Below are 23271 nucleotides of genomic sequence, written 5' to 3'. Positions count from 1 at the left end.
CTCACAGCCCGTAGTTGCCGGCCAGCCCGAAGAAGAAGCCGCTCAGACCAAAGCCCGCATCGAGCCGCGCGGTGAAGTTCTTGTGCGGCTTGTAGCGGAGGCCGGTTTGCAGCGCGAGCCAGGGGAAGATGATCGGCTTGGAGCCGCCGTTCGCCCAGCTCGGCTCCGTGTAGTTGCCGTAGTGATCGTTGTCGGTGCCGCAGTAACTTTGGTTGCCCTGAGTGGGGCCCGGGCACTTGACGTACTGGTACGGGTCCGTGGTGTTATTCGGCGGATACGCCTGGTTGCGGTACAGGTTGCCGAACACGAACCCGAAGCCGGCGCCCATGCCGTAGTTGAGAGAAAACTCCGGGCTGAACTCGTGACTCCAGAGGAAGTCCGAGGTGAGGTACAGGACCTTGATCTCGCTCCGCACGATCTCCCACGCGTCCTCGCCGTCGGAGCTCGCCTTGAACGGCGTGTCCTTCATGCTGTAGGCCGCGTACCAAAGGCTGAAGACGTACTCGAAGGCGTCCTTGCGGATCGTGAACTCCGGACCGAAGCCGTGGACGTACACGGTGCGCCCGCCGTCCCCGAACAGGTTCATCATGAACTTGGGCACGATGATCCCGCGGTAGCGCAGACCCACGAATCGGTAGGTCTTGCCCGGCTCCTCCACCGGGGAGCTGCCCGCCTCGGCCTCCGCCACCGCCTCGGCCGTTTCCGCATCTTTGGTGGCGGGTTCTTCCTTGGCGGCCGGCTCTTCGGCGGGGGCTTCCTCCGCAGCCGTCGGCTCCTCCGCCGGTGGCTCTTCTTGAGCCACCGCGGTGGCAGACGACAGGACCAGGGCGGCAGCGCCGAGAAATGGTGCAGAGCGGCGTAGAAGCATGGGAAGTTCCCTCCTGCGTGGGCCAACGGGTGTGCCGTGCCGTGCCACCCGTGGGCAGCATTGTGCCATGGCACAGGCCGCGCTTGCAAAGCGCTTTGGCGACTGGGAAAATCTTGGCCCCGCCTCGCGATGATCCTGCACAGCCAAGTCGTCGAGCAAAACGTCGACCTCCATGAGCGCGGCACCTTCGTGAAGGAGCTGGTGCTGGCCCGCGGGGCGATGCCCATCGCCATGGTGCGCAAGCGCGCGGCGCGGCCGTTTGGGCGGCTCTCCAGCCGCACGGATCCCGCCGAGCTGGCCGCCCCCACCCGCGCCCCGGTGCTGCTGATCCACGGCTACGGTCAGAACCGCTACGCCTTCCACCTGCCGAGCCGCAGCCTGGTGAACTACCTCGCGCGGGCCGGATTCGACGTGTTCAACGTGGATCTCCGGGGCCGTGGGAGGAGCGCGCATCTCGGCGCACGCCGACCGGGCGCCGTCGTCGACTTCGTGCGGGAGGACGTGCCCGCCGCCCTCGACGAGATCGAGCGCCTGAGCGGAAAGCGCCCGGTGTTCCTCGTCGGGCACTCCCTGGGCGGAGTCGTTTCCTACTGCATGGCAGTGGCGGAGGAGTCGCGCATTGCCGGAGTCGCCACCCTCGGCGCGCCGTACCACTTCACCCGCGGCTCACCCTTCCTGGCGGGCGTGGGATCCCTGTTCCTGGCGCTGGATGCCCGGCTTTCGCTACCGAACTTCCCGGTGCCCGCGCGCGCGTACGGGAAGTTCGTGCGGCGCGCCCGTCGCATCGTGGAGAGCCCGCTCTATCCCCTACCCCTACGCGGCTTCCATCGCGGCGCCATCGAGCCCCAGGTCCTTCGAGAGCACATGGCGCTGGCCATGGACAACGGCAGCATCGGTACCATGCGCGCGATGTTCGCTTGGGCACGGGACGCGCGCCGGGAGGTCGACAGCGACGCGGGCCTGTTCGGTTATGCGCGCCGCTTCCAAGAGCGCGAGCTACCGCTGCTGGTGATCGCCGGCCGCTACGACGACCTGGCGCCACCGGCCAGCGTGAAGCCGGCCTTCACGCTCTCCAGGTCGAGCGACAAGAAGTATCGGGAGCTACCCTTCGGTCACGTCGATTTGCTGGTGGGGCGCGACGCACCGCTCACCACCTGGCCCGTGCTCGAGCAGTGGCTCCAGCGCCACAGCGAGCCGCGGGTCACTTCCGCTCGTCCAACCGCTTCTTGAGGCGAGCGACCTCCGCTTCCAGGCTCTTCACCTGGCGCTTGAGGGTCTTTAGCTCGTCCGCCGTGGCGAGGCGCATCGACTTGGCAAAGCGCTCGGTCTGTTCAGTGGTGAAGGTGTTCACCTTCCCCGGCACCTGGACGACCGTCATCATCGCCTTCATGAACTGCTCGTTTTGCATCAGCTTGGCGACCCGCGGATCGCCCATCAGCTGAAGGCCCTTCTTCTTGACCTCGTCCTTGATGCTCATCGCGAGCATCCTTCCATGGGTGCCGGGTGCCGAAAAGCGACACTTTCCTCCAATGTCCTACCTGTCCAGGGCTTCACTGGCGCCCCCTCGGGATCCTCGCTATTCTCGGAACCATGCGCTGTCGGCTGCTCCTCTGGTGTGCAGGCGCGGCTCTGATCTTGGGGCTCGTGGGCTGCAGCGGTTACGTGAAGCGGGGCAGCGCGCTGTACGCCGACGGTCGCTACATCGAAGCCGCGGAGGTCTTCGAACGCACCGAAGGTCGCCTCACGGAGTCGTCCCCCAAACAGCGCGCGGAGTATGGGCTCTATCGCGGCATGACGCTGTTGGTGCTCGGTGATCTGAAGAACGCACACCGCTGGCTGGCCTACTCCTACGAAGTAGAGCGCGCGTTCCCGGGCGCCCTGCGGTCCGATCGCCGCGCGCTCCTCGATCGCGGATGGTTCGAGCTCGGGCATCGACTGCAAGCTCAGCCGTCCACCACGCCGCAGCCGACGGGCACCGCCTTGGCGGCGAGCGGTGCCCCGACGCAGCCGCCGCCCACGCCGCTCCCGGAGCCAGATTCCGACGAGCAGCAACGCTCACTGGTTCCGCACTGAGCCGGGCATCGCGCCGCACCAACAAAGGCAGACGGAAGCTTCGCTCGATGTTCGTCTTCATGTCGATCCGCCGCGAGCCGCTTCGGAACCCTAGAAGGAGGGGAAGCTCGCGGACGCATCGCGCTTCTAGTCGCGCTGAGTTCCGGCGTAGCATGCCGGCCATGAAGTGGTGGGTGGCGGCGCTCGGTGCGATCGCTCTGTTCGGCGCGACGGCGCGGGCACGCGCGGACTCGACCTGCAACGACGGCATGAAGAACGGCCCGGAATCCGACGTGGATTGCGGCGGGGATTGCGGCAGCTGCGCGATCGGCAAGAAGTGCAGCGCCGCGCGGGACTGCGTGAGCGGGCTGTGTGCGGAAGGCGTGTGTGCGGAGCGCGACTTCGACCTGCACGAAGGGCAGCCGCCGCCGGGGTACGACGTGCGAACGGCCAGCAGCGACTCCGGCGCTACGGCGCGCCGCGCGGGGATCCTGTTCTTCGGCGTGGGCTACGGCGCCGCCTACGTCTCGGCGCTCAGCTACCCAGCGCGACTCTCGTGGATGTACGCGCCGGTGCTCGGCCCTTGGCTCACCCTCGGCCAGGTCGAAGAGAAGGGCTACAAGGGACTCTTGATCGCGGACGGTGCGTTCCAAGCCGCCGGCGCGCTGATCTTGATCGGCGGCATCGCGAGCGGCGGCCAGCAGCTGGTACGCACACCAAGCACCGCCGTGCACGTGCTGCCGAGCTTCTCGTCGCACCGCGCCAGCCTGGATTTCTACGGCGCGTTCTAAGAGCGCACACGCCAACTTGGACGCGCCCAGCAGGGCAAGCAACGCCGCCCAGCAGACAGCGAACGCCCCTAAGCAGTGCACTCGAGGCCTCTCGGCTCAGAACGCGAACGGTCAGAACGCGAACGGTCAGAACGCGAACGGTCAGAACGCGAACGGTCAGAACGCGAACGGGTAGGGACCCGTTCGCTGGAACCTCATGGACAGTCTTTGGCACGATCAGATCACGTTTCTGAACTGAAACCCCAGTGAGAACCCGGCGAGGCCGGGCGCGTGCTTGTTGTCAGATGGGAGGAGTCGCGAGGCCTGACAGGATGGAGCGGTGTAGAAAAATCCCCGAGGCGATTCGCCAAAGGCGAATCGCCGAGGCTAATCTCCGACCCTCAGTGATACGTGACCGTGAGCAGCAGCGCGGGGGCGACCGTGTGGTGCTGCCAGGTGACGCCTTCGGGATCGTCGCCGTCCGTCCAGGCGTAGAGCACGCGCGCGAGCAGACCGAGGCTCCATTCGTCGGCGACGAACCACTCGTGGCCGACGCCCAGCATGAAGCCTGGGCCGACGGCGGTGTGGGCGCGGGCGTCGGGGCCGGTCTTGGGAAACCCCTGGCCCATGACCAGCGTTCCGAAACCGAAGCCGCCTTGGAAATGCAGACCGCGGGTGGGCCACGGATAGACGTCGATCAGCGGGGAGAACAGCGCGAGCTGGCTGACTTCGTACTCGTAGCTGCCCGCGGCGATGTCGCTGGCATCCGCGCTCGCCGCGGGTAGCGTGGCCGTGTACACGCCGGCGCCGAGCACCACGCCACGGAACGGCGTCCCTCCGAAGGCGATCTCCGTGGCGGCGGCGAACCCCGATGCGCGAGCGTCGAAGGAGGTCTTCTCCCCGGTGCGCAGGCTGTCGAAGGAATCACTGCTCTGGATGCCGTCGCTGCCCATACCGATGCCGCCGCCAAAGCGCAGGTAGAAGCCGCCGTGGTGACGCGGACCCGGATGATCCTTCTGCTCACTCTCATCCCGGAGCTCTTCGTCCTCGAGGGGCGCGTAGGGCGGACGCACATAGGGGCCGAGCATGGGTTCGGTGAGGGTGCGCGGCGGCGGGCCGGTGGGGCGAATGCCGGGAGGGTCGCCTTGACGATCCGCGGCAAAAGCCGTCGTCGTCGAGCACACCAAGAGCGCGCACGACGCGACGGCCCATAGCCCACCCAACCTCGGCGTTCGCATCGCGCGGGAGCGTAGCACCTGCAGCGTCATTTCGGCAGCCGCCCACGCCCGCAGCTCCCGGCGCGCCTCCGCCGGCTCAGCTCGAGCTGACGGAGCCGAGCTTGGTGACCTTGAAGGTGAACTTCTTGCTGCCGTTGGCGACGGTCACGGCGATGGTGTCTTCGTCCACGCGTTCGAAGCTGAGGCTCAAGGTCTTGTCGAACGGCGTCTGCAGCGCGTAGCTGCCGGCCTGCGGGACGGGATCCACCCAGCGCATCTGCACGCCCTGGATCACCAGGTCCCAGTTGCCCTTGGGCGTTTCCCACGTGCGGGTCCCGTCCACCTGGATGCCCTCGGTCAGGCCGCCCTCGAGCAGGGACTGCTGGCGATTGCCGCTTCCAGTGACCGTGTAACCATCGGAAACGCGCGTCCACTGCGCGGTGTGAACCACGCTCCGCGTCTTGGCGGAGAAGTCCCAGGTCACGTCCGCGTTGCCGTTGAGGGTCACCTTGCCGTTGCTGAGGTCCGTCCAGGTGTGGTGCACCTCCACCTGCGCCTGGTCGTTCTTGGCCACCTCGATGCTATGGCTGCCCGAGAACGTCTGCCCCTTGTAGGTGCAGTTTCCGGCCTTGGCCCCATACGTGATCGTCAGCGTGGCGTTTTGAAGGGTGATGTCGGCGCAGGGAAGCTGCGACCCGACGAAGTCCCGAAGATCCGACGCCGCCTTCTCCACGGCGTCGCCGATGGTGAAGTTGGTGCTGATCTCGACGCTGGCGCTGGTGAAATTCTCCGCCTGAGAAGCGAGGCTCGCCTCCTGAACCGCCTGCTGTGCTTCGGCGAAAGTGAGGGAGTCGTCCTGCTTGTCCTTGGGGCAAGCACTGAGAACGACGGGCAACGCGAGCACGGGCAACAAGCGGAATTTCATGGCGACCTCCTGAGTTCCCAACCTGTCATTGCACAGCCCATGCCGGCCCCGGTCAAGGGGCGCAGGTGTGCCGAGATGTGGGACTCAGTGGAAGTCCAGCGTGGCGGCGATGGGGAAGTGATCCGACGGGTAGCGGTTCTTGTCACCGTACACGCTGAGGTCCGGGTGCCATTCCTTCACGGTCCAGCTCACGTCCTGTCCGGCGAGGAAGATGTGATCGATACGATCGGTCAGATCGTAGCTGGGCGTGGGATCCTGGTTCGACACCGCGCTCCATTCCTCCGCCAGGGACTGGGAATCCACGAAAGCGAAACCGTCGCTGTCGCTGGTGAGGATCTGAAACGCCGTGGAGCTGGGCTTGGAGTTGAAGTCCCCCACCACGATCGCCGGGTACTGCGCTTGCCAGTCCAAGGTGCGTTGCTTGACCAGCGGCGCGCTCTTCTCCTGACTGGGCGAGTTGTTGTCGAAGTGCGTGGTGGCGAAGTAGAGGTCGCGCCCCCCCGCCTTGTCCTCGAAGTGCGCCCACACCACCAGCCGTGCCAACTGCGGAGGCGAAAAGCCGGTGGAGTTGGCCACGTCCGGCGTGGGGCTCAGCCAGTACTCCCCGCTGTCCAACAGCTCGTAGCGCGAAGTTCGGTAGAAGATGGTGGCATCCGGATACGGCAAGGCGTCTTCTGGCGCGAAGTACACCGCGGAGTGGCCCGAGAGCTCTGCTTGCACCTGAGCTACCTCGTCCCCGATCGGCGTCAGCTCTTGGATGCCGACCAGATCCGGATCGTAGCGCTCGAAAATGTCTCCAAAGTAGGCGAGCCGCTTTTCCCACGGGTCGAAGTCACTCGAGCCGCAGATGGAGCACATCACGTTGAAAGTCATGACCGTGGCCGGACGCGGCCCCGGTGCCTTGTCCAGGGCCTCGTCCGAGCCGCAGCCGGACAGCAGTAGGGCAAAGGCGACAGCCGTTCGCCGCACGATGACTCAGTCTCCGCTCTTCGCGTCTCCGCGGGCGAAGATCGACGCGACGTAGTTGAGCACATCCGTGGCGCTGACCTCGTTGTAGCCGAAGTAGCGCATCAGCCGGCTCTTGATGATGTCGATCTTCTCCTGGGTCTCCTTGTCGACCACGGCGGAGACCAGCGTCTTGAGCTTGATGCTGTCCTTCTGATCTTCGAACAGCTTGAGCTCCAAGGCGCGACGCAGGCGATCGTTCGTCTGCCAGTCGAACTTCTTGCCTTCCACGGCGCGAGCACCGATGTAATTCATGATCTCGCGGCGGAAATCGTCCTTGCGGTTCTCGGGGATCTCGATCTTTTCCTCGATGGACCGCATCAGGCGCTCGTCCGGCTCTTCGTCCTGGCCGGTGTACTTGTTCTTGACCTTCTCTTTGAGGGTGTAGGCCTTGATGTTGTCGATGTAGTTCGCGGCCAGCTTGTTGATGGCCTCTTCGTCCGCGCTGATGGCCCGCTGGACCTCGTTCTTGACGATCTCTTCGTACTCCCGCTTCACCACGCCGATGATGTCGCGGTAGCGCTTGCGCTGCTCTTCGTTGGTGATGAGGGAGTGGTTGCGAAGCCCCTTTTCCAGCTCGTTCATCACCATGAACGGGTTGATGGTGCCCTCACCGATGTCGCTCACGAGCGCGTTGGAGATCTTGTCCTGCACGTAGCGGGGGCTGATGCCTTCCATACCCTCGCGCTTGCTCTCCTTGCGGAGCTCCTTGACGGTGTCCTGCGTGTAGCCCGGCAGCACTTTGCCGTCGTACAGCTTCATCTTCTGGACCAGCTGCAGGTTGTGCTTCTTGGGCTCCTCCAGCCGGGTGAGCACGGCCCACATGGCAGCCACCTCCAGGGTGTGCGGCGCGATGTGACGTCCGCGCACGCGCTCCTGGCTGAAGTCCTTCTCGTAGATCTTGATCTCGTCCGACAGCTTCGTGATGTACGGGATGTCGATCTTGATGGTGCGGTCCCGAAGTGCCTCCATGAACTCGTTGTTCAGGAGGCGCTTGTACTCGGCCTCGTTGGTGTGGCCGATGATCAGCTCGTCGATGTCCGTCTGCGCGAACTTCTTCGGCTTGATGCGATGCTCCTGCGAGGCGCCCAAGAGGTCGTACAAGAACGCTACGTCGAGCTTCAGCACCTCGACGAACTCGACGATGCCGCGGTTGGCGATGTTGAACTCGCCGTCGAAGTTGAAGGCCCGCGGGTCCGAATCCGAGCCGTACTCGGCGATCTTCCGGTAGTTGATGTCGCCGGTGAGCTCGGTGGAATCCTGGTTCTTCTCGTCCTTGGGCTGAAACGTACCGATGCCGATGCGATCCTTCTCGCTCAGGATCAGGCGCCGCACGCGGATGTGGTTTTCCACCACCTTGCCCCAGTCTCCGCCGTAGCGAAGCAAGAGCCCCTTGAAGATGAAGCGGCTCGCCGGATCCAGCTCGCCGTCCACGCGCACCTTGAACTTCTCGTTCGACAGGCCCAGCTGCTCGATCGCGCGCGCGCGCCACTCTGCAGGAATGATCTTGAGGGGCTCCTCGTGCATGGGCGACTCGAACTCGTCCGCGCCGCCGCTGGCGAGCCCCGTATCCCCCAAGTTCACCCACTTGAAGGTGTACAGCGCGCCCTCGGGCATGGCGCAGTAGAGCTCGAGCCCCTTCTTGAGCAGCCGCGCGATGGTCGACTTGCTGGAGCCCACGGGGCCATGCAGCAAGATCACGCGCTTCTCGGGACCGTAGCCCTCGGCGGCGGCCTTGAGCACGTTCATCATGCGCATCAGCGGGATGTCCAACCCGAAGATTGCGTCCTTGCCGCTGTCGATCTCGTCGCGGAAGAAGTTGTAACGAACCAGCTTCTTCTTGTTGTCGATGTACTCTTCCGTGCCGTAGGAGATCACCATGTCGTACACGCGCTGGAAGGCGTTGCGCGTGACCTGCGGCCGCTCCCGCACGATGGCGAGGTAGTCCTCGAAAGAGCCCTCCCACGCCAGATCGCGATAGCGATCGTAGTCCTGCATGGACGCGATCGTGGCGACCATGTTGGTGTTGCTCTTGGTGCGACCGCCGTCGCTGGGCGTGGAGAAGTCCGATTCGCTCATGATGTCCTTTTGGCTCGACACGCGGCGGATGTCCACGGGCGCCGAAAACCGCCGCCAAGAATAGCAGATGACCGCGCTAAGGCGTCGCGAAGGTGGCGAGCGCCTGGTACACCGACGCCTGTGCTGGTTTTGGCGTTCCGTCGGCCCGGCGCAGCCCCAAGGAACAGCTCGTCGCAATGGCTGCAGCGTTGCCAGGAGCGCCCAGCGCCTGGGCCTCGGCGGCGCACGTGCTCGGGTCCGCGTCGTACAGAGAGCGGATGCCCACGAAGGGATGATGCGCTCGGCGCGCGGACAGCGCCTGCGCGAGTCCATCGAAGAACGTCGTCTGTTTCGTCTCCGAGCTGCCGGCCTCCTCGGAGCTCGGGTAGGCGACTTCTTGGAGCACGATCGGCAGTGCGGCGCCTGCCTCCACCTCGAGGGCCGTTTCCATGGCGTCGAGATCGCCCGCCGCGGTGGACGCGGGCCGCGCCATGAAGCTCTCGTCCACTGCGGTGTAGGTGACGATGGCGACGTCGCTCGCGGCGAGCAGCTCCGAAAGCTCCGGCGTCGGCCCCTTCGCGATGCCGTTCGAAGTGATCGTGACTCCCACCCGCAGCATGGCGGGCTTGTCGGGATGGCTCTTGGCATAGCTGAGCACGTGCTTCGCGAACGCCACGAAGCCTTGCTTCTGCGCCGACGTCAGCTGCGCCAGAAAGAGATCCACGTCGGTCCCCACCGCCAGATAGCCCAGCTCGTCGTCGAAGGTCGCGTAGGTGGTGTCGACGAGCGCATCCGCCGCCGCGAGGGTGGCCGGCGCGCCCCAATCCGAAGGCAAGCCGCTCGGCCGCGCATCTTGCTCGTGGTTCACCACCGCGAGACAGAAGAGCGTTTGTTGCTGCGCGTTTCGAATCAGCTCCGCGGTGGATGCGAGCCGCGCCCAGACCTTGGCGTCAGCCTGACTGGGCGACGGGTACAGCTCCGACCAGCGCCGCACCAACGGAATGCCACGGGATCCGGCAGCCAACACGTCCAATTGGGATTTTAGTTGGTCCGTCGCGGAACCACCCGGGGGTGGGTTCGGCTCTATCCCGAGCCGGACCGCCGCGACGGAGGCGTCCATACCGCCGCCATCGCCGGCGTCCGGCGCGGCGGAGTCCGGAACCGAGACGTCCGCACTGCCGTCTTTTCCGCCCCCTCCTCCGCCGCCGGTGCCCGCGTCGTCCCGGTGCGCCACCTCGGGTGGGTCCGAGCTGCTACAAGCGGCGAGCCCGCTCAGGGCGATCGTCAGAGCCAAACACGCTCGCTGGATGCGCACGCAGAAAACCATAGCGGCAAAGGCCGGCGGCGGCGCGATCGTGACGTAACGCCCGGATATCAGCCGGGATATGGTGACGATTCGATGACGCTGACGGGCGTCCGGCCGGCCTGTTTCGGGTTCGATGTAGGATGCCCTTTCGCCGCGCGACCAAGCAGCTCCCAATGAACACGATCCCCCCCGACCACCAACTCCCCGCCCCTTCCGTTTCCCCCTCCAAAGAGCGGCGCGCCTCGGATCCCGAGCTCTACATCAACCGCGAGCTGTCCTGGCTCGAGTTCAACGCCCGCGTGGTGTCCGAAGCCGGCAACCCGAGCATCCCACTCTACGAGCGCCTGAAGTTCCTCGGCATCTTCGCTTCGAACCTGGACGAGTTCTTCATGGTGCGGGTGGCCGGGCTCCAGGCTCAGCTCTCCGGCGAGATCGAAGAAGTGCCGCCCGACGGCATGACGCCGGGAGAGCAGTTGGTCGCGATTTCCGACCGCGCTCACGAGCTGGTGGCCCAAAGCTACGCAATCTGGAACGGGAGCGTGGTGAAGGAGCTGCGCCAGGCGGGCATCGCGCTGGTGGCGCCGGAGGAGCTCGGGCCCGACGACCTGGCCGCCCTCGACGAGCACTTCCGCCGCGACATCTTCCCCGTGCTCACGCCGATCGCGATCGATCCGGTGCACCCGTTCCCACACGTGCGCAACAAGAGCATCAACGTCGGCTTCTTGTTCGAGAGCAGCGACAACAGCAACGACCCTTCTTTTGGCCTGGTGCAGGTGCCGATCACCCTGCCACGACTGATTCGCGTTCCGCTCACGGACACGCGACGCGCCTTCGTGGCCCTCGAGGACATGATCCTGCGCCACCAGCAGCTGATCTTCCCGCAGATGCGCATTCTGGGAAGCTACGTGTTTCGCGTCACGCGGAACTTCGACATCGAGCTGGACGAGGACGAAGCCGAAGACCTGCTCTTGACGCTGCAGGCCGAGCTCCGCCGGCGGGAACGGGGGCACGCCGTGCGCCTCACGGTGAGCGGAGAGGCGCCGGACGACTCCTTGGCTTGGCTGTGCCGCGAGCTCGATCTCGATTCGCAGCGGGACGTGTACATGGTGGACGGCCCGCTGTTTCTCGGAGACATGACCGAGCTGGCGTCCGGCGACGACAAACGAAAGCACCGGGACGAGCCCTACTCCCCGGTGTACGTGATGCCGCTGCGCGATTCCGACGACTTCTTCGAGACGATTCGCGAGCGCGACGTGCTGCTGCACCACCCCTACGAGTCCTTCGAGGCGGTCATCGACTTCTTGTCGCAGGCGGCAGAAGACCCGCAGGTGCTGGCCATCAAGCAGACGCTCTATCGCACCGGTGGCGAGTCGCCCTTGGTGCGGGCGCTGCAGCGCGCGGCGGAGCAGGGCAAGCAGGTCACCGCCGTGGTGGAGCTGAAGGCGCGCTTCGACGAAGAGAGCAACATCCAGTGGGCGCGCGCCCTGGAGCGCTCCGGCGTGAACGTGATGTACGGGCTCTTGGGTCTGAAGACGCACGCCAAGGTGCTCTTGGTGGTGCGCAAGGAGAAGACCGGGCTACGCCGCTACGTTCACGTGGCCACCGGCAACTACAACCAGCAGACCGCACGGCTGTACGAAGACGTGTCGCTGTTCACGGCGCGGGAGGACATCGGCGAGGATGCCACCGCGCTCTTCAACCTGCTGACCGGCTACAGCGCGCCGCCACGCTGGAACCAGCTGATCGTCGCGCCGCTGGGGCTGCACGAGGCGATCCTCGGGCTCATCGCGCGGGAGACGGAACACGGCCTGGCAGGGCGCCCGGCCCGCATCGTCGCCAAGATGAACTCACTGGTGGACGCCGACGTGATTTCCGCCCTGTATGCGGCGTCTCAAGCCGGCGTGCAGGTGGATCTGCTGATTCGCGGCATCTGCTGCCTCCGCCCGGGAGTCCCGGACGTGAGCGAGAACATCCGCGTGTTCGCGGTGATCGACCGTTTTTTGGAGCACGCGCGCATCTTCCATTTCGAGAACGGCGGGCAAGACGAGGTGTACTGCTCCAGCGCGGACTGGATGCCCCGCAACTTCCGCCGCCGCGTGGAGCTGATGTTCCCGATCCTGGACGAGCAGGTGAAGCGCCGGGTTCGCGACGAGATCCTCGGGACCATGCGCCGGGACAACGTCAAGAGCTGGCAGCTCGGCGCGGACGGCCGCTACGGCCACATGGAGTCCACCGAGGAAGACGCGGTACGAAGCCAACAGCGTTTCATGGAGCTCGCGCGCGAGCGTGCCCGCGAGTCGGAGCTTCCGCTGTCGCGACAGCTCGCGCCCGCGCCGCGGCCGTCAGCCATCGACAAGCTCCGGCGCAAGAGCAAGAAGCGCCGCAAGCGCGACAAGCGCGACGACGACTGAGGGCGCGACGGGGCTCGCGCCGCCCCGACATCCAAATTCAAAGAGTCGTCGGGGTGAGGTCTATCGGGTTCGTGGGGGAACCCTTGTGGAGCGCGCCGTCGCCCACCCAGTAGATGAAGCGGGGTGCCGGAGCGCCATCGAGGTACACGTCGACGCGCATGGCGCCGTCGGGATTGGCTTCGAAGAAGAATCCGTCGATGTCGTAACTGGTGTCCGTGACCATCTGCACGCTGTAGTCGCCGTACCAACCGAGGTAATCGGCCTTCTCGAGGCGATCCCCTTCTTTGGCGGTGATGGTGTTGTCTCCCAGCGGGGTCACGATGATGTCCCAACCGCAGGAGTAGCCGGAGATGTCGGTATCGCAGGCGGTGTACACGTGCCACACGCCCTTGGCGGACACCTCCACGAACGCGCCCGCGCCTTTGCCCGGCTCGATCTCCGCGAGGGTGGCGCCGGGGTCTATGGTGGACTCGGCGATGTTGTCGACGGTGCCGCCACCGCCACCACCACCGCCCATGTTGTCGCGGCCGTTGTCGTAGGTGCAGCCCGTGGCGAGGGCGAGGATGGCGGAGACGAAGATCGCTTTAGGCATCATGGTGGTACCTGGTTTCGGTCAACGCCGCCGGCCCCGGCTGGGTGCCGAACGGGAGGGCGCCGAGCGTGAGGGCGCGGGGGGACGATATGCGGGCGGGGCCGCGCGGGAGGGCGCGGAGCGGTAGCTGGGAGTGGCGCGCGAGGGCTTCGGAGCCGCGCGGGAAGGCGCGGAGCGATAGCTGGGAGCGGCGCGAGAGGGGGCAGCGCGATACGTGGGCGCCGGGCGATAAGATGGGGCGGGACGAACCGTCCGCGTGGGCGCGGCGCGATACGTGGGCGCCGGGCGGTAGCTCGGGCGCGCACCCGCTGAAGGCGCTGGACGCGCCGACCCGGACGGCGTGGACCCTAGGGAGCGCGAGCTGCGGAGCGGCCGCGCGGGACCGGTGGCCGGCCGTTGTACCGGCTTCGGTGCGATGCGCTTGGCAGCGCTCGGACGCGAAGCAGCAATGGCCTTCGGGTTGGCGGGGGTGCGCTGCTTGGGCACCGCGTGCGCCGGGACGTGCGCTGCCTTGTGCGAGGGTCCGTAGTACGGGGGGCGACCACTGGGCGGCTGATAGTGGTGGGTGTGCCCCGCGATGGCGTGCACGTGGTGGTGATCGTGGATGATGTGCGTGTGCACGTGGTGCGAGTACACGTAGGCGCTCGGACAGAACACCCACGGCGTGTACACGCCGAACCAGATGGTGACTGCCGCGCCGTTCCACCACAGGTAGTCCGGTGGCATCGGTGCCCAGCCCACGTAATAGTAGCCGGCGTCCGGCACGCGCCACACCACCCACGCCGGCGCGTACTCTCGGCCGGGGATCCATGCCCAGCCAACGTTGCGGACCCAGACCCAGCGGCCGTAGTGGAACACCACCCAGCCGAAGGGATAGTCGCTGACCCACAGCCATTGGCCGTCTTCGCCCACGGCCCAGTGACCCGAGGTGACGTAGGGAGCGAAGTCGGCGCCCACCGCGGCTTGACTCGGCACCCACACGCGACCGTAGGTGGGATCGTCCCGCCAGTGGCCATAGGGGGAGAGGGCGTCGTTGAACTCCGTCAGGGCGCTCGGATCACGGTCTGCCGTGTCCGCCACCGGCGTGGGGGCCGGTGCGGCGTTAGCGTCGGCTTCGACTTCCGTCGGCGCCTCGTCGGCTGGAGCGTCATCCCAGGTGGCTTGGGCAAACGCTGGCGCCGGCAGCGCAACCAGCGCCGCCGTGAGCAGGATCTGCCGCAAGCCTCGCGCGAACATCTCTTGAATCATGCTACTCGGGTTCCTGTGGAGCAACCGGCGTGCCGGTGTTCAGTCTGACGGGACAAGACCTCCGCTCATTCGCCCAAGTCCCCGCATCAGTTGCGAAAATTCATGAATCACGGGGGATCGGGCCAGGCTGCCCCGTGTCAACCGGCGTTCGTGGTGAATCCGCCACACTCCCGAGTACAGTGCCACTGATGTTGCCGTTCGAAGAAGCGCTGGAGCGCGTGCTGGGTAACGCTCGTCGACTGGGCAGCGAGCGCGTCGCCGTTGGAGATGCGCTCGGACGCGTGCTGGCTGAGACCTTGCGCGCCGACAGTCCCATGCCCGCCTTCGACTACAGCGCGATGGATGGCTATGCGGTCGCCTCCTCTGGTTTTCACGGCGCGATGCCCGTCACGCTGCCGGTCGTCGGTGAGAGTCAGACGGGGCACGAGCCTCCGGCGCTCACCCCCGGCACGGCATGCCGCATCTTTACCGGCGCGGTGCTGCCGGCGGGAGCCGACGCCGTGGTGATGCAGGAAAACGTGGAGCGCGACGGCGATCGCGCGACGTTCTCGGCGCAGCCGAAGGCGGGGGATCACGTGCGGCACGCCGGCGAGGATCTGGCCGTCGGACAGGTCGCGGTGAAGGCCGGCACGCGCCTCGGCGGTGGGCAGCTCGGGTTGTGCGCGGCGCTGGACCGCGCGCACGTGCACGTGGCGCGGCGGCCCCGGGTGACCATCGTGTGCACGGGAGACGAGTTGCGCGCGCCCGGAGAGAAGCCGTGGCCCGGCAGCATTCCGGAGTCCAATGGCATCGCGCTCTCTGGGTGGGTGCGGCAAGCCGGGGGCGAGCCGGTGATCGCGCCGCTAGCCCGGGACGACCGCGAGGCGACGTCGATGGCGCTTCGAACCGCGCTGGCGGAGAGCGACGTGGTGCTGACGGTGGGCGGCGTCAGCGTGGGGGATCACGACGTCGTGCGCCCCGCGCTGGAAGCCGCCGGCGCGACCCTCGACTTCTACAAGGTGCGGATCAAGCCGGGAAAGCCGTTGGTGTTCGGCAACGCGGGGACGACCCACGTGTTGGGCTTGCCCGGCAACCCGGTGTCGGCCCAGGTGACCTTCGCTTTGTTCGGCATGGCGCTGTTGCGAACGATGCAGGGCGACGCTCAGGCACGGCCGCCACTGCGCCGAGGGCGCCTCGCCAAGCCGCTCCGGCAAAAGCCCGGGCGCCGCGGCTACTATCGCGCCCAGCACTCGGCCGAAGGTGTGATACCCCTCGACAATCAAGCGTCGGGCGCGCCCACCAGCATGGCGTGGGCGGACTGCCTCGTGATCGTTCCGGAGGACTCGGAAGGCTTCGAAGCGGGTACGGAGGTGGACGTGATTCAGCTGGGAGACTTGTAGTGCGCCCCCTGGTCGGCATCTTCGTGGGCGGCCAGGGACGACGGATGGGGGGCGTCGCCAAGGGCCTGATGCGACCTCCGTCCGGCGAGCGCAGCATCGTGGATCGCCTGGTGACCATCGCGCAGGACGCCTTGGGCGATGTGGATGCCGTGATGGTCGGCGACGCCACGTCGTACTCCGCGGTGCGCCTGCCGGCGCTCGACGACGACCCGCCCGGAGTGGGCCCCCTGGGCGGCCTCGCGGCGTTGCTGGCCGAAGCGGAGCGCCGGGGCGCGCCGTTTGCCGTCGCCTTGGCCTGCGACCTGCCGTTCGTGACCACGGCGCTGCTCGGCCGCGTGGTGGGCGTGGATGCGGTGGCCGTGGTGCCCCGCGCCGGCGAGCATCTGCAGCCCCTGTGCGCGCGCTACGCGCCGTCGGTCCGCAGCGTCGCCCAGGCCGTGCTGTCGGGCGGCAAGCGCTCGCTCCACGCGGTGCTGGACGCCATCGGCGACGACCTCCACGTCATCGAGCTGACTGCGGCGGAGAGCGTCGCCGTGGAAGACTGGGACACGCCGGAGGACGTGACGCGTTAGGGCTTTTCCGCCACGCAGAGCACACTGGTTCCAAGTGCCAGCTTGGAGGCGCGACGCACGGGGTTCTCGAGCGCGAGAGTGCCGAGGGCCAAGCGGTTCAGAAGCGGGCTGGTCTTGGTTTCTGCCATCTCACTGATGTTCTGCGCCGCACCCCGCTCACCATTCTCGAAGAAGGAGCGCGCGCCCCTCAGCGCTTTCACACCGAGTGCGGCGAAGAACAACGGGAAGAAGAAGTAGGTGGCTCGCTTGACGGAGAGCCCGGCATCAGTCGCCAAACCCTTGGCTTGAGACAGTGTGTAGCGGCGCTTGTGATGCTCGATGTCGTCCCACGGTGACCAAAGCAGCTTGAAGGCTGGTACCGTGAACAGGACGACACCGCCCGACGGTAGTCCCTTGCATACGTTGGTGAGCGCAGCGACGTCGTCCGGTAGATGCTCCAAGACGTCGAGCATGAGCACCCCGTCGTACCTCGCCTCCAGCGGAGTCTTGGTGACGTCCAGCCGCACGAACCTGCGACTAGTGTTTCCTAGCTCCCGCTCCGCTACTCGGCGCGCGACTTCGAGAGCGGCACCGTGTACGTCCGCGTAGTCCACGCGATATCCGTGCCCGTTGAGATACGTCGCGACGGTACCGATGCCGCAGCCGATTTCGATGAGAGAGCTACTGCGCGCAACTCCCGCTCGCAGCAACTCCTCCAAGACGACCTGTCTCCGATGCAGATGCCAATAGTGACCATGCTCCATCGCTTCGCGCAGGGCGAACTCCTCGCTCGAGAAGAAGTCCGCGCCATACTCGTCCGTCGCCGCTCCGATCAGGTCTTCATATGCTCGGGTTTCAGTCATCGTGGTCTTGGGGGTCAGGGGTCGGCCGCAGGGCCCGGGGAACCATAGCTGATCCCACCCTCTCCGTCCGGCGTCGAAGTTGTGGCAGGCTCCCGGCGCCATGTGGAAAAGCGCGTTGTGGCTCCTTGTTCCCGTGCTCGGCCTCGCTGAGCTCGGCGCGCAGTTCTACGACGCCCGTCGTGCACCGCGCGAGGCCGAATGGCAGGACATCGCTCCCGTGATCCGAAGGATGAGGAGCGATGGAGAAGCCGTGATTGTCGCGCCCTACTGGGCAGAGCCTTGGGCCCGCCACGTGCTGGGGGACGGGCAAATGCCGCTGGCACAGGTGGCGCGTCCCGACGCGTCTCCGTTCCCCCGCGTTGTCGAGGTCAGCATTCTGGGACAGAACGCTCCGGAGCTCAGGGGATGGCAGGTCGAGCAAAGCGAGCAGCACGGGCGCTTTCGTGTTCGTGTCATGTCGAATCCCGAGCCGATCTCGATTCGGTACGACTTCGTGAACGCGCTGGGGCCCGCTGCCGTTCATGTAAGGGGCCCTAGCGGCGAGTGCGCATGGACAGAGCGCGCTCGCGTCGAGAACGGTGGCCTCGGCGGGCATCCGACCTACCCCGCTCACCGCTTCAACTGCAGCGGCGGTGGTTCGCACTTCGTGGGTGTCACCGTCATTGACGACAAGGACTACCGTCCCCGGCGTTGTATCTGGGCATCGCCGGCGGTGGGCGGGCCGCTCAGCGTCACGTTCAAGGACGTCCCGCTTGGCGCTTCCATATACGGCTACGCCGGCTCTCCGTGGGTAATGGTACGCGATGGAGACGGCTCCCCCGTCACTTTGCAAGCACGCGTGAACGGTGAGGTCGTGGGTTCTCATGTTCAACGCGACCAGATGGGATGGGCGCGCTTCTCGTTCTCTACGGCGCAGTTCTCAGGAAGACGCGCAGCCGTGGAGTTTTCCGTGACCTCGGACGACTATCAGAAGCCTTTCTGCTTCTACGCCGACGCCCGATGACCGTAGTGCCCTTTCGCAAGCGGCTGCTGGATCCGGCCATCGCCATCGCCCTGGGCGCGGGCTACGTCGTGCTGCTGCTCTCCACCGTGAAGAACCTCGGCTACGCCCGGGACGAGGGCTTCTACTTCCAGGCAGCGCGGAGCTACCAGGGCTGGTTCGACATCCTGCTGCAGAACGCCTCCGAGGCGATGAAGCCCGCGGTGATTGACCGCTATTGGCAGAACAACAGCGAGCACCCGGCGCTGATGAAGTCGCTGTTCGCGCTCTCCCACCAGTACCTGTTCGTCAAGCACAAGCTGTTCCCGGACGCGGGCACTGCGTTCCGCTTTCCCGGGATGGTGATGAGCGGCATCGCCGTGGCGGTGACCTACGCCTGGGGACGCCGCGCCGTGAGCCGCTCAGGCGGATTCGTCGCCGCGGTGCTGCTCGCGATGATGCCGCGGGTGTTCTATCACGCGCACCTCGCCTGCTTCGACATGCCGGTGGCGGCGATGTGGCTGATCACCGTGTACGTGTACTGGCGTTCGCTGGATGGCGGCTGGAAGTGGATCCTGCTCGCCGGCGTGCTGTACGGCCTGCTCCTGGACACCAAGCATAACTCCTGGCTCTTGCCCCCGGCGCTCATCGCCCACTTCGTGATCGTGCGCGGCAAGAAGCTCGGCCGCGATCTCGTTACCGGGCGTCTGGGCCTACCCACCGCGCTGTACGCCATGGCGCTGATCGGCCCGGTCGTCTTCTACTGTTTGTGGCCGTGGATCTGGCACGACACCGGCAAGCGGCTCGCTGCCTACGTGGCGTTCCACATGCACCACGAGTACTACAACATGGAGTTTCTGGGCCGCACCTACTGGAAGCCGCCCATGCCCCTCTCCTACGCCTGGCTCATGACGCTGGGCACGGTGCCGGGCATCACGCTCCTGCTCTTCCTGCTCGGTCTCGGTGGCGCCACCGTCCACGCCCTCACCACGCGCTACGTGAAGATCGGCTCCTGGTTTTTGGCCCGCCGCGGAAAAGGCCCTCCGGCGCCGCCCACGGCGGCAGATCGCGCGGCCTTTGCCACCAACGTGCTGTGGCTCTTGTGCATCCTGACGAGCTACGCCCCCTGGCTCAGCAAGAACACGCCCATCTTCGGCGGCACCAAGCACTGGATCACGGCGTACCCGTTCTTGTGCTTGTTCGCGGCTCGCGGCTTCGAGCTCGTTCGCCGCAAGATGACCGAGCTCAGCGAACGTTGGAAGCTTCCGGCTCGTTCCACCATCGTCAGCAGCACGCTGGCGCTCACGGTGCTGCTCGGACCCACTGTGATCACGCTGGACTCGCACCCCTGGGGGCTCTCGGCCTACACACCCATCGTAGGCGGCGCCCCCGGAGCGGCGAACTTGGGCTTGAACCGAACGTTCTGGGGCTACACGACGGGCGCAGTGCAGGACTACCTGAACGATCACGTGCCGCCCAATGGCGCTGTGTTCGTTCACGACACCGCGGTGCAGAGCTTCGATCAGATGAAGGCCGATGGCCGCTTGCGGAGTGACATCCGTGCCGGCTGGACCATCGAGGGCTCGGCCTTCTCGCTCTACCACCAGGAACCCCACATGCAGCGCGTAGAGCAGCAGATCTGGATGGACTACGGCACCATCCAGCCCGTGGACATTGGAGCGTTTCACGGTGTCCCCGTAGTGTGGATCTACGAGCGACCACGCTGACAGTCAATCGGAGGGGAGGTCTAGTTGGTACAGGACCCACCCTCGGTCCTCCAGGATGATGTGCCCGTGTAGACCACGGTTGGCTCCGGTGCGCGTCAGCACATGCGTCGCCCCGTACTCACGAGCTATCCGTTCCAAGTCGGCAGCGCTTCGACGAAAGAAGGGCCCGTCCAAGTCGCCACGCCACGATGTGCGCTCGCTAACTGGCATGCCCAGAAGGTCGCCAAGGCGCTTTCGCCAGCGTGCGATTCCGCTATCCGTGAAGGCGAAACACTTGAAATCCACGAGGACCGCGCGGTGCGAGAAGTACTGAAAGCCTGCAACCCCAGGCGGCACGATCACCATCGCATCGACGGGAGAAACGTCGCGAAATCGGCGAGCGATTCGGTCCACCGGCGATCCCGGGGCCGTCTCGAGCGCGATGCCACGAGTGAAGAAGCGTTGATACGGCTTGGGTGGGTTCCTAAGGGCGAGCCCAAGACCGACCGACCCCAGCGCGGCTGCGCTTGCGAGTACCCATGGCAGATAGCGGCGACTCGGCTTCCATTGCAGCAACCAATCCACGAGCAGCGGTATCGCGACAACGAGCAGTAGGATCGGACCACCAACGAAGCGCGGGCCAGCCAGTGCCTCGCGCGCGGCGGCGGTTCCAGCGAACTTGTGACCGTCGAAGGAGAAGAAGTACCAAAGCGTCAGACCTCCGACGATCCACGTCGTGACGCGGACCCAGCGCGGTCGCCGGTCACCCAGCACCGCCACCACAGCAAGGGTCGCCAGAGCGACGTGGAGCACGAACTCCCCCGAGAACGGCGCAATGGGCGCCAAGATCAGAGGAACGGCAAGACCCTCGCGTTTGTTCCAGATGCTCTCCGCCGCCACGATTGCGGTCACGAGCAAGACCACGAGCTTGGAAAAGGCCGTAGAACGCGCGAGCTGGAGCTTTGCCACGATGGCGACGGGCCACACATCGATGAACATATGGCTGACGAGCAGCGCCAGCGCGGCACACGCGATCACGCTGAACACGATGCTCTTCTGAGCGCGACTCAGTGTCTTGCTGGCCAGTGCTAGCGGGATGCCTGCTGCCGAGAAGTAGAAAATCTCCCACCAGGCGGAATCCGGCCAGGCACTCGGCAGCACATGGTGCGGAACCCTGACGTGCGCGTAGATGTACACGAAGTCCGTGTTGGACAACCGGTCCGTCGAGGTGGACCCCGCCAGGATCATGGGTAGGAATGTCGCAGCCAGTCCCCCAGCAAACAGCGCAAACGGCAGCCAAGCCGTTTTGGCGGAGCGCTTCTGATAGGCCTGAAGCAGCAGGGCGGGAGCGATCAGCGCGCCGGGAAGGAACCCGACCAAGAACTGGAACAGGCTGGCAATGCCGAAAAGCGCGTAGCCAAGCACCCAACGTTCACGGAAACACGCAACCAACCCCCATATGCCGATCGCCATCGCGACGATGGCGGGCTCGAAGTGGTTGATGAAGTGAATGATGTCGATGTTTCCGATCGTTCCCTTGGTCGCGGCCAGACCGAGAAACGCGAGGAACGCGCCCGCCAGCCTGGAGCCGGCTACTGCGCCGAGCTTGCCCAACCCGAAGATGTAGGAAGCGTAGGCAGCAACGAAGAGGACCAAGAACACTCGCGTCACGTCGCCGATGCCAGCGTGAACTGCACTGGTCACCAGCGTCTCGAAGAACATCCGAGGACCGGGACGCAGCATCTCTTGGATGCAGTAGTCTTTGTGGAAAAGGCTAGGATCCAGGCGAGCGAGGATCGGCGGAACCGCGGCTTCGGTGTTCGGGCCAAGCGCTGCATAGCCTCGGATGCTGAGCGCGCCGAGAGTCGCGCCGGCGAGCGCCAGAAGCGGCAACGCTTGGGCCCTTAGGAAGCCTGTCGTGGCGGCGAGCGCCTTGTGGGCCCGAGGGTGCATTGGCGGCTGCGGAGCCTATCACCAGCTCCTGTCCAGGGGCTCGCTAGAGTTTCCCGTCAGTGTTCGTGCCCGTGCGCTCCGCACCGCGCATCTTCCCAGCCCACCCAATACGGCCCGTCCGGTCCGTGCTCCCGTTTCCAGATCGGCACACGCTCCTTGATGCGATCGATGAGGGCGCGACACGCACGAAATGCCTCGTCACGATGTGGCGCGCTCGCCGCGCAGATCACGGCGGCATCTCCGACCTGGAGCTTGCCCACGCGATGGAGCGCCGACACACGAGCGCCGGGTATCTCCTTTTCGATCTCGGCGCCGATCGCCGCGAGCTCCTTCTTCGCCATGCTGCCGTAGGCCTCGTACTCCAGGAGCGTGACCGCGCGGCCCTCGTTCTCGTCGCGTACCACTCCCAGGAAGAACGTGATGCCGCCAGCGCCGGGGTGGCGCACCGCCGCCAGCGCTTCCTCCAAGGCCAGCGCTTCCTCACGGATGTCGAACAAGGTCATCGTCGATAGTCTCCGGAGCGGCCGCCGGACTTCGCAACCAGCCGTGTTCCGCTGATCTGCATGCTACGGTCGAAGGCTTTGAGCATGTCGTAGACGGTCAGGGCCGCGGTGGACGCCGCCACCAACGCTTCCATCTCCACCCCCGTGCGGTCGAACGCTTCGACGGTAGCCGTGACGTGCACGCTCCGCTCTCCGGGCTCCAGCTTCAGCTCGACCGCGACGCGGGTGAGCGCGATGGGATGGCATAGCGGGATGAGGTCCGCCGTGCGCTTGGCCGCCATGATGCCCGCGAGGCGTGCCGTGCCGAGCACGTCACCCTTGGGCGCATCCGCCCGCTCCAGCCGTGCGAACGCCTCGCCGCCCATCGTGACGCGGCTCTCGGCGATGGCCGTGCGCTGCGTGGCAATCTTCTCGGCGACGTCCACCATGCGCACGCCGCCCCCGGGTGCGAGGTGAGTGGAGAGCGCGCTGGCTCCCACGATTTCCTGATACGCCGCTGCCATGCGCTCCGCACGCCCTTTACTGGCGACCTTCCACAGGACGTAGCGATCCAGCGGCGAGAGCCCCGCCCACACGGCGTCCGCGATCGGCCGCTCGGTGCCGAAAGCTTGCGTCACGACCTGGGGAGGAGCCTTGGCGGGCGGATCCTCCACCACGTCCCCCCGCTCCGCAGCTGGCTCCGCGGGCTTGCAGGCCCGCGCCACGGTGGCCACGTCCACGGTACGCGCGGATCCGAGGTCCACGATGGACCGACGCGCCGCGAGCGGAAGGCTGCGCCAACCCTTGCGCGACATCTTGAGCCCGGCGTGATCCAGAGCGCGGCGCGCAGCGAGCGGCACGAGCTCGAGCCCTTCGGTATCTTCGTCGAACGCGTAGAGCTTCACG

General features: G+C 66.1%; 21 protein-coding genes. 8 read left to right on the top strand and 13 right to left on the bottom strand.

Going from position 1 to position 23271, the window contains the following annotated elements; all coding sequences use genetic code 11:
- Position 1: 1 nt before the first annotated feature.
- Positions 2–868, bottom strand: coding sequence for a hypothetical protein (locus tag H6717_22095; protein MCB9579738.1), 867 nt, complete (start codon positions 866–868; stop codon positions 2–4).
- A gap of 129 nt (positions 869–997) precedes the next feature.
- Between H6717_22095 and H6717_22090 the strand changes: the two genes are divergently transcribed.
- Complete coding sequence (locus H6717_22090; GenBank protein MCB9579737.1) at positions 998–2098, top strand: alpha/beta hydrolase; 1101 nt, start codon at positions 998–1000, stop codon at positions 2096–2098.
- On the opposite strand, the gene H6717_22085 is transcribed toward H6717_22090, so the two are convergent.
- Positions 2070–2345: a hypothetical protein gene (locus H6717_22085; GenBank protein MCB9579736.1), complete on the bottom strand. Its 276-nt coding sequence runs from the start codon at positions 2343–2345 to the stop codon at positions 2070–2072. The two genes, H6717_22090 and H6717_22085, sit on opposite strands and share 29 nt — an antisense overlap.
- 113 nt (positions 2346–2458) lie before the next feature.
- On the opposite strand from H6717_22085, the gene H6717_22080 reads away from it, so the two are divergent.
- On the top strand, positions 2459–2941 hold the full coding sequence (locus H6717_22080; GenBank protein MCB9579735.1) for a hypothetical protein: 483 nt from the start codon (positions 2459–2461) through the stop codon (positions 2939–2941).
- Between the two features lie 161 nt (positions 2942–3102).
- Positions 3103–3711, top strand: a complete 609-nt coding sequence (locus H6717_22075) for a hypothetical protein (protein ID MCB9579734.1) — start codon at positions 3103–3105, stop codon at positions 3709–3711.
- 380 nt (positions 3712–4091) lie between these two features.
- Here H6717_22075 and H6717_22070 read toward each other — a convergent pair whose 3' ends face one another.
- The 5 genes from H6717_22070 to H6717_22050 form a co-directional block, all read right to left on the bottom strand.
- Entirely contained in the window at positions 4092–4928 is an 837-nt protein-coding gene (locus H6717_22070) for a hypothetical protein (GenBank protein MCB9579733.1), read from the bottom strand.
- A 76-nt stretch (positions 4929–5004) separates the two neighbouring features.
- Complete coding sequence (locus tag H6717_22065; protein ID MCB9579732.1) at positions 5005–5832, bottom strand: hypothetical protein; 828 nt, start codon at positions 5830–5832, stop codon at positions 5005–5007.
- Positions 5833–5916: 84 nt separating this feature from the next.
- Positions 5917–6801: an endonuclease/exonuclease/phosphatase family protein gene (locus tag H6717_22060; protein ID MCB9579731.1), complete on the bottom strand. Its 885-nt coding sequence runs from the start codon at positions 6799–6801 to the stop codon at positions 5917–5919.
- A 6-nt stretch (positions 6802–6807) separates the two neighbouring features.
- Entirely contained in the window at positions 6808–8916 is a 2109-nt protein-coding gene (locus H6717_22055) for a serine protein kinase (protein ID MCB9579730.1), read from the bottom strand.
- A gap of 76 nt (positions 8917–8992) precedes the next feature.
- Entirely contained in the window at positions 8993–10210 is a 1218-nt protein-coding gene (locus tag H6717_22050) for a hypothetical protein (GenBank protein ID MCB9579729.1), read from the bottom strand.
- Positions 10211–10341: 131 nt separating this feature from the next.
- Here H6717_22050 and ppk1 point away from each other — a divergent pair, with 131 nt between their 5' ends.
- Positions 10342–12612: a polyphosphate kinase 1 gene (gene ppk1 / locus H6717_22045; protein MCB9579728.1), complete on the top strand. Its 2271-nt coding sequence runs from the start codon at positions 10342–10344 to the stop codon at positions 12610–12612.
- 37 nt (positions 12613–12649) lie between these two features.
- Here ppk1 and H6717_22040 read toward each other — a convergent pair whose 3' ends face one another.
- Both H6717_22040 and H6717_22035 read right to left on the bottom strand, forming a co-directional pair.
- Positions 12650–13207 (bottom strand): hypothetical protein, encoded by a 558-nt coding sequence (locus tag H6717_22040; protein ID MCB9579727.1) that lies wholly within the window; start codon positions 13205–13207, stop codon positions 12650–12652.
- A gap of 18 nt (positions 13208–13225) precedes the next feature.
- Complete coding sequence (locus H6717_22035; GenBank protein MCB9579726.1) at positions 13226–14452, bottom strand: hypothetical protein; 1227 nt, start codon at positions 14450–14452, stop codon at positions 13226–13228.
- 188 nt (positions 14453–14640) lie between these two features.
- Between H6717_22035 and H6717_22030 the strand changes: the two genes are divergently transcribed.
- Together H6717_22030 and H6717_22025 are read left to right on the top strand one after the other, a co-directional pair.
- Positions 14641–15831 carry a molybdopterin molybdotransferase MoeA gene (locus tag H6717_22030; GenBank protein MCB9579725.1) on the top strand — a complete coding sequence of 397 codons (1191 nt, stop codon included), beginning with the start codon at positions 14641–14643 and terminating at the stop codon, positions 15829–15831.
- Positions 15831–16403 (top strand): NTP transferase domain-containing protein, encoded by a 573-nt coding sequence (locus tag H6717_22025; protein MCB9579724.1) that lies wholly within the window; start codon positions 15831–15833, stop codon positions 16401–16403. The genes H6717_22030 and H6717_22025 overlap by 1 nt, the downstream gene beginning before the upstream one ends.
- Here H6717_22025 and H6717_22020 read toward each other — a convergent pair.
- On the bottom strand, positions 16400–17245 hold the full coding sequence (locus H6717_22020; GenBank protein ID MCB9579723.1) for a class I SAM-dependent methyltransferase: 846 nt from the start codon (positions 17243–17245) through the stop codon (positions 16400–16402). The genes H6717_22025 and H6717_22020 overlap by 4 nt on opposite strands.
- A 133-nt stretch (positions 17246–17378) precedes the next feature.
- On the opposite strand from H6717_22020, the gene H6717_22015 reads away from it, so the two are divergent.
- Both H6717_22015 and H6717_22010 read left to right on the top strand, forming a co-directional pair.
- The gene (locus H6717_22015; GenBank protein MCB9579722.1) at positions 17379–18248 is read left to right on the top strand and encodes a hypothetical protein; all 870 of its coding nucleotides are present in this window, start codon (positions 17379–17381) and stop codon (positions 18246–18248) included.
- Positions 18245–19951, top strand: a complete 1707-nt coding sequence (locus tag H6717_22010) for a glycosyltransferase family 39 protein (protein MCB9579721.1) — start codon at positions 18245–18247, stop codon at positions 19949–19951. The genes H6717_22015 and H6717_22010 overlap by 4 nt, the downstream gene beginning before the upstream one ends.
- Positions 19952–19954: 3 nt before the next feature.
- Here H6717_22010 and H6717_22005 read toward each other — a convergent pair whose 3' ends face one another.
- The 3 genes from H6717_22005 to moaC form a co-directional block, all read right to left on the bottom strand.
- Positions 19955–21823, bottom strand: a complete 1869-nt coding sequence (locus H6717_22005) for a hypothetical protein (protein ID MCB9579720.1) — start codon at positions 21821–21823, stop codon at positions 19955–19957.
- A gap of 116 nt (positions 21824–21939) precedes the next feature.
- Positions 21940–22380 (bottom strand): molybdenum cofactor biosynthesis protein MoaE, encoded by a 441-nt coding sequence (locus H6717_22000; GenBank protein MCB9579719.1) that lies wholly within the window; start codon positions 22378–22380, stop codon positions 21940–21942.
- 2 nt (positions 22381–22382) lie between these two features.
- Positions 22383–23270 carry a cyclic pyranopterin monophosphate synthase MoaC gene (gene moaC, locus H6717_21995; GenBank protein MCB9579718.1) on the bottom strand — a complete coding sequence of 296 codons (888 nt, stop codon included), beginning with the start codon at positions 23268–23270 and terminating at the stop codon, positions 22383–22385.
- Position 23271 lies beyond the last annotated feature (1 nt).

It is taken from the genome of Polyangiaceae bacterium (genome assembly GCA_020633235.1).
In the GTDB taxonomy this organism is placed as follows: domain Bacteria; phylum Myxococcota_A; class Polyangia; order Polyangiales; family Polyangiaceae; genus JACKEA01.
Note: the sequence above shows the minus strand (reverse complement) of the source record. Positions and strands in the feature narration are given on the sequence as shown.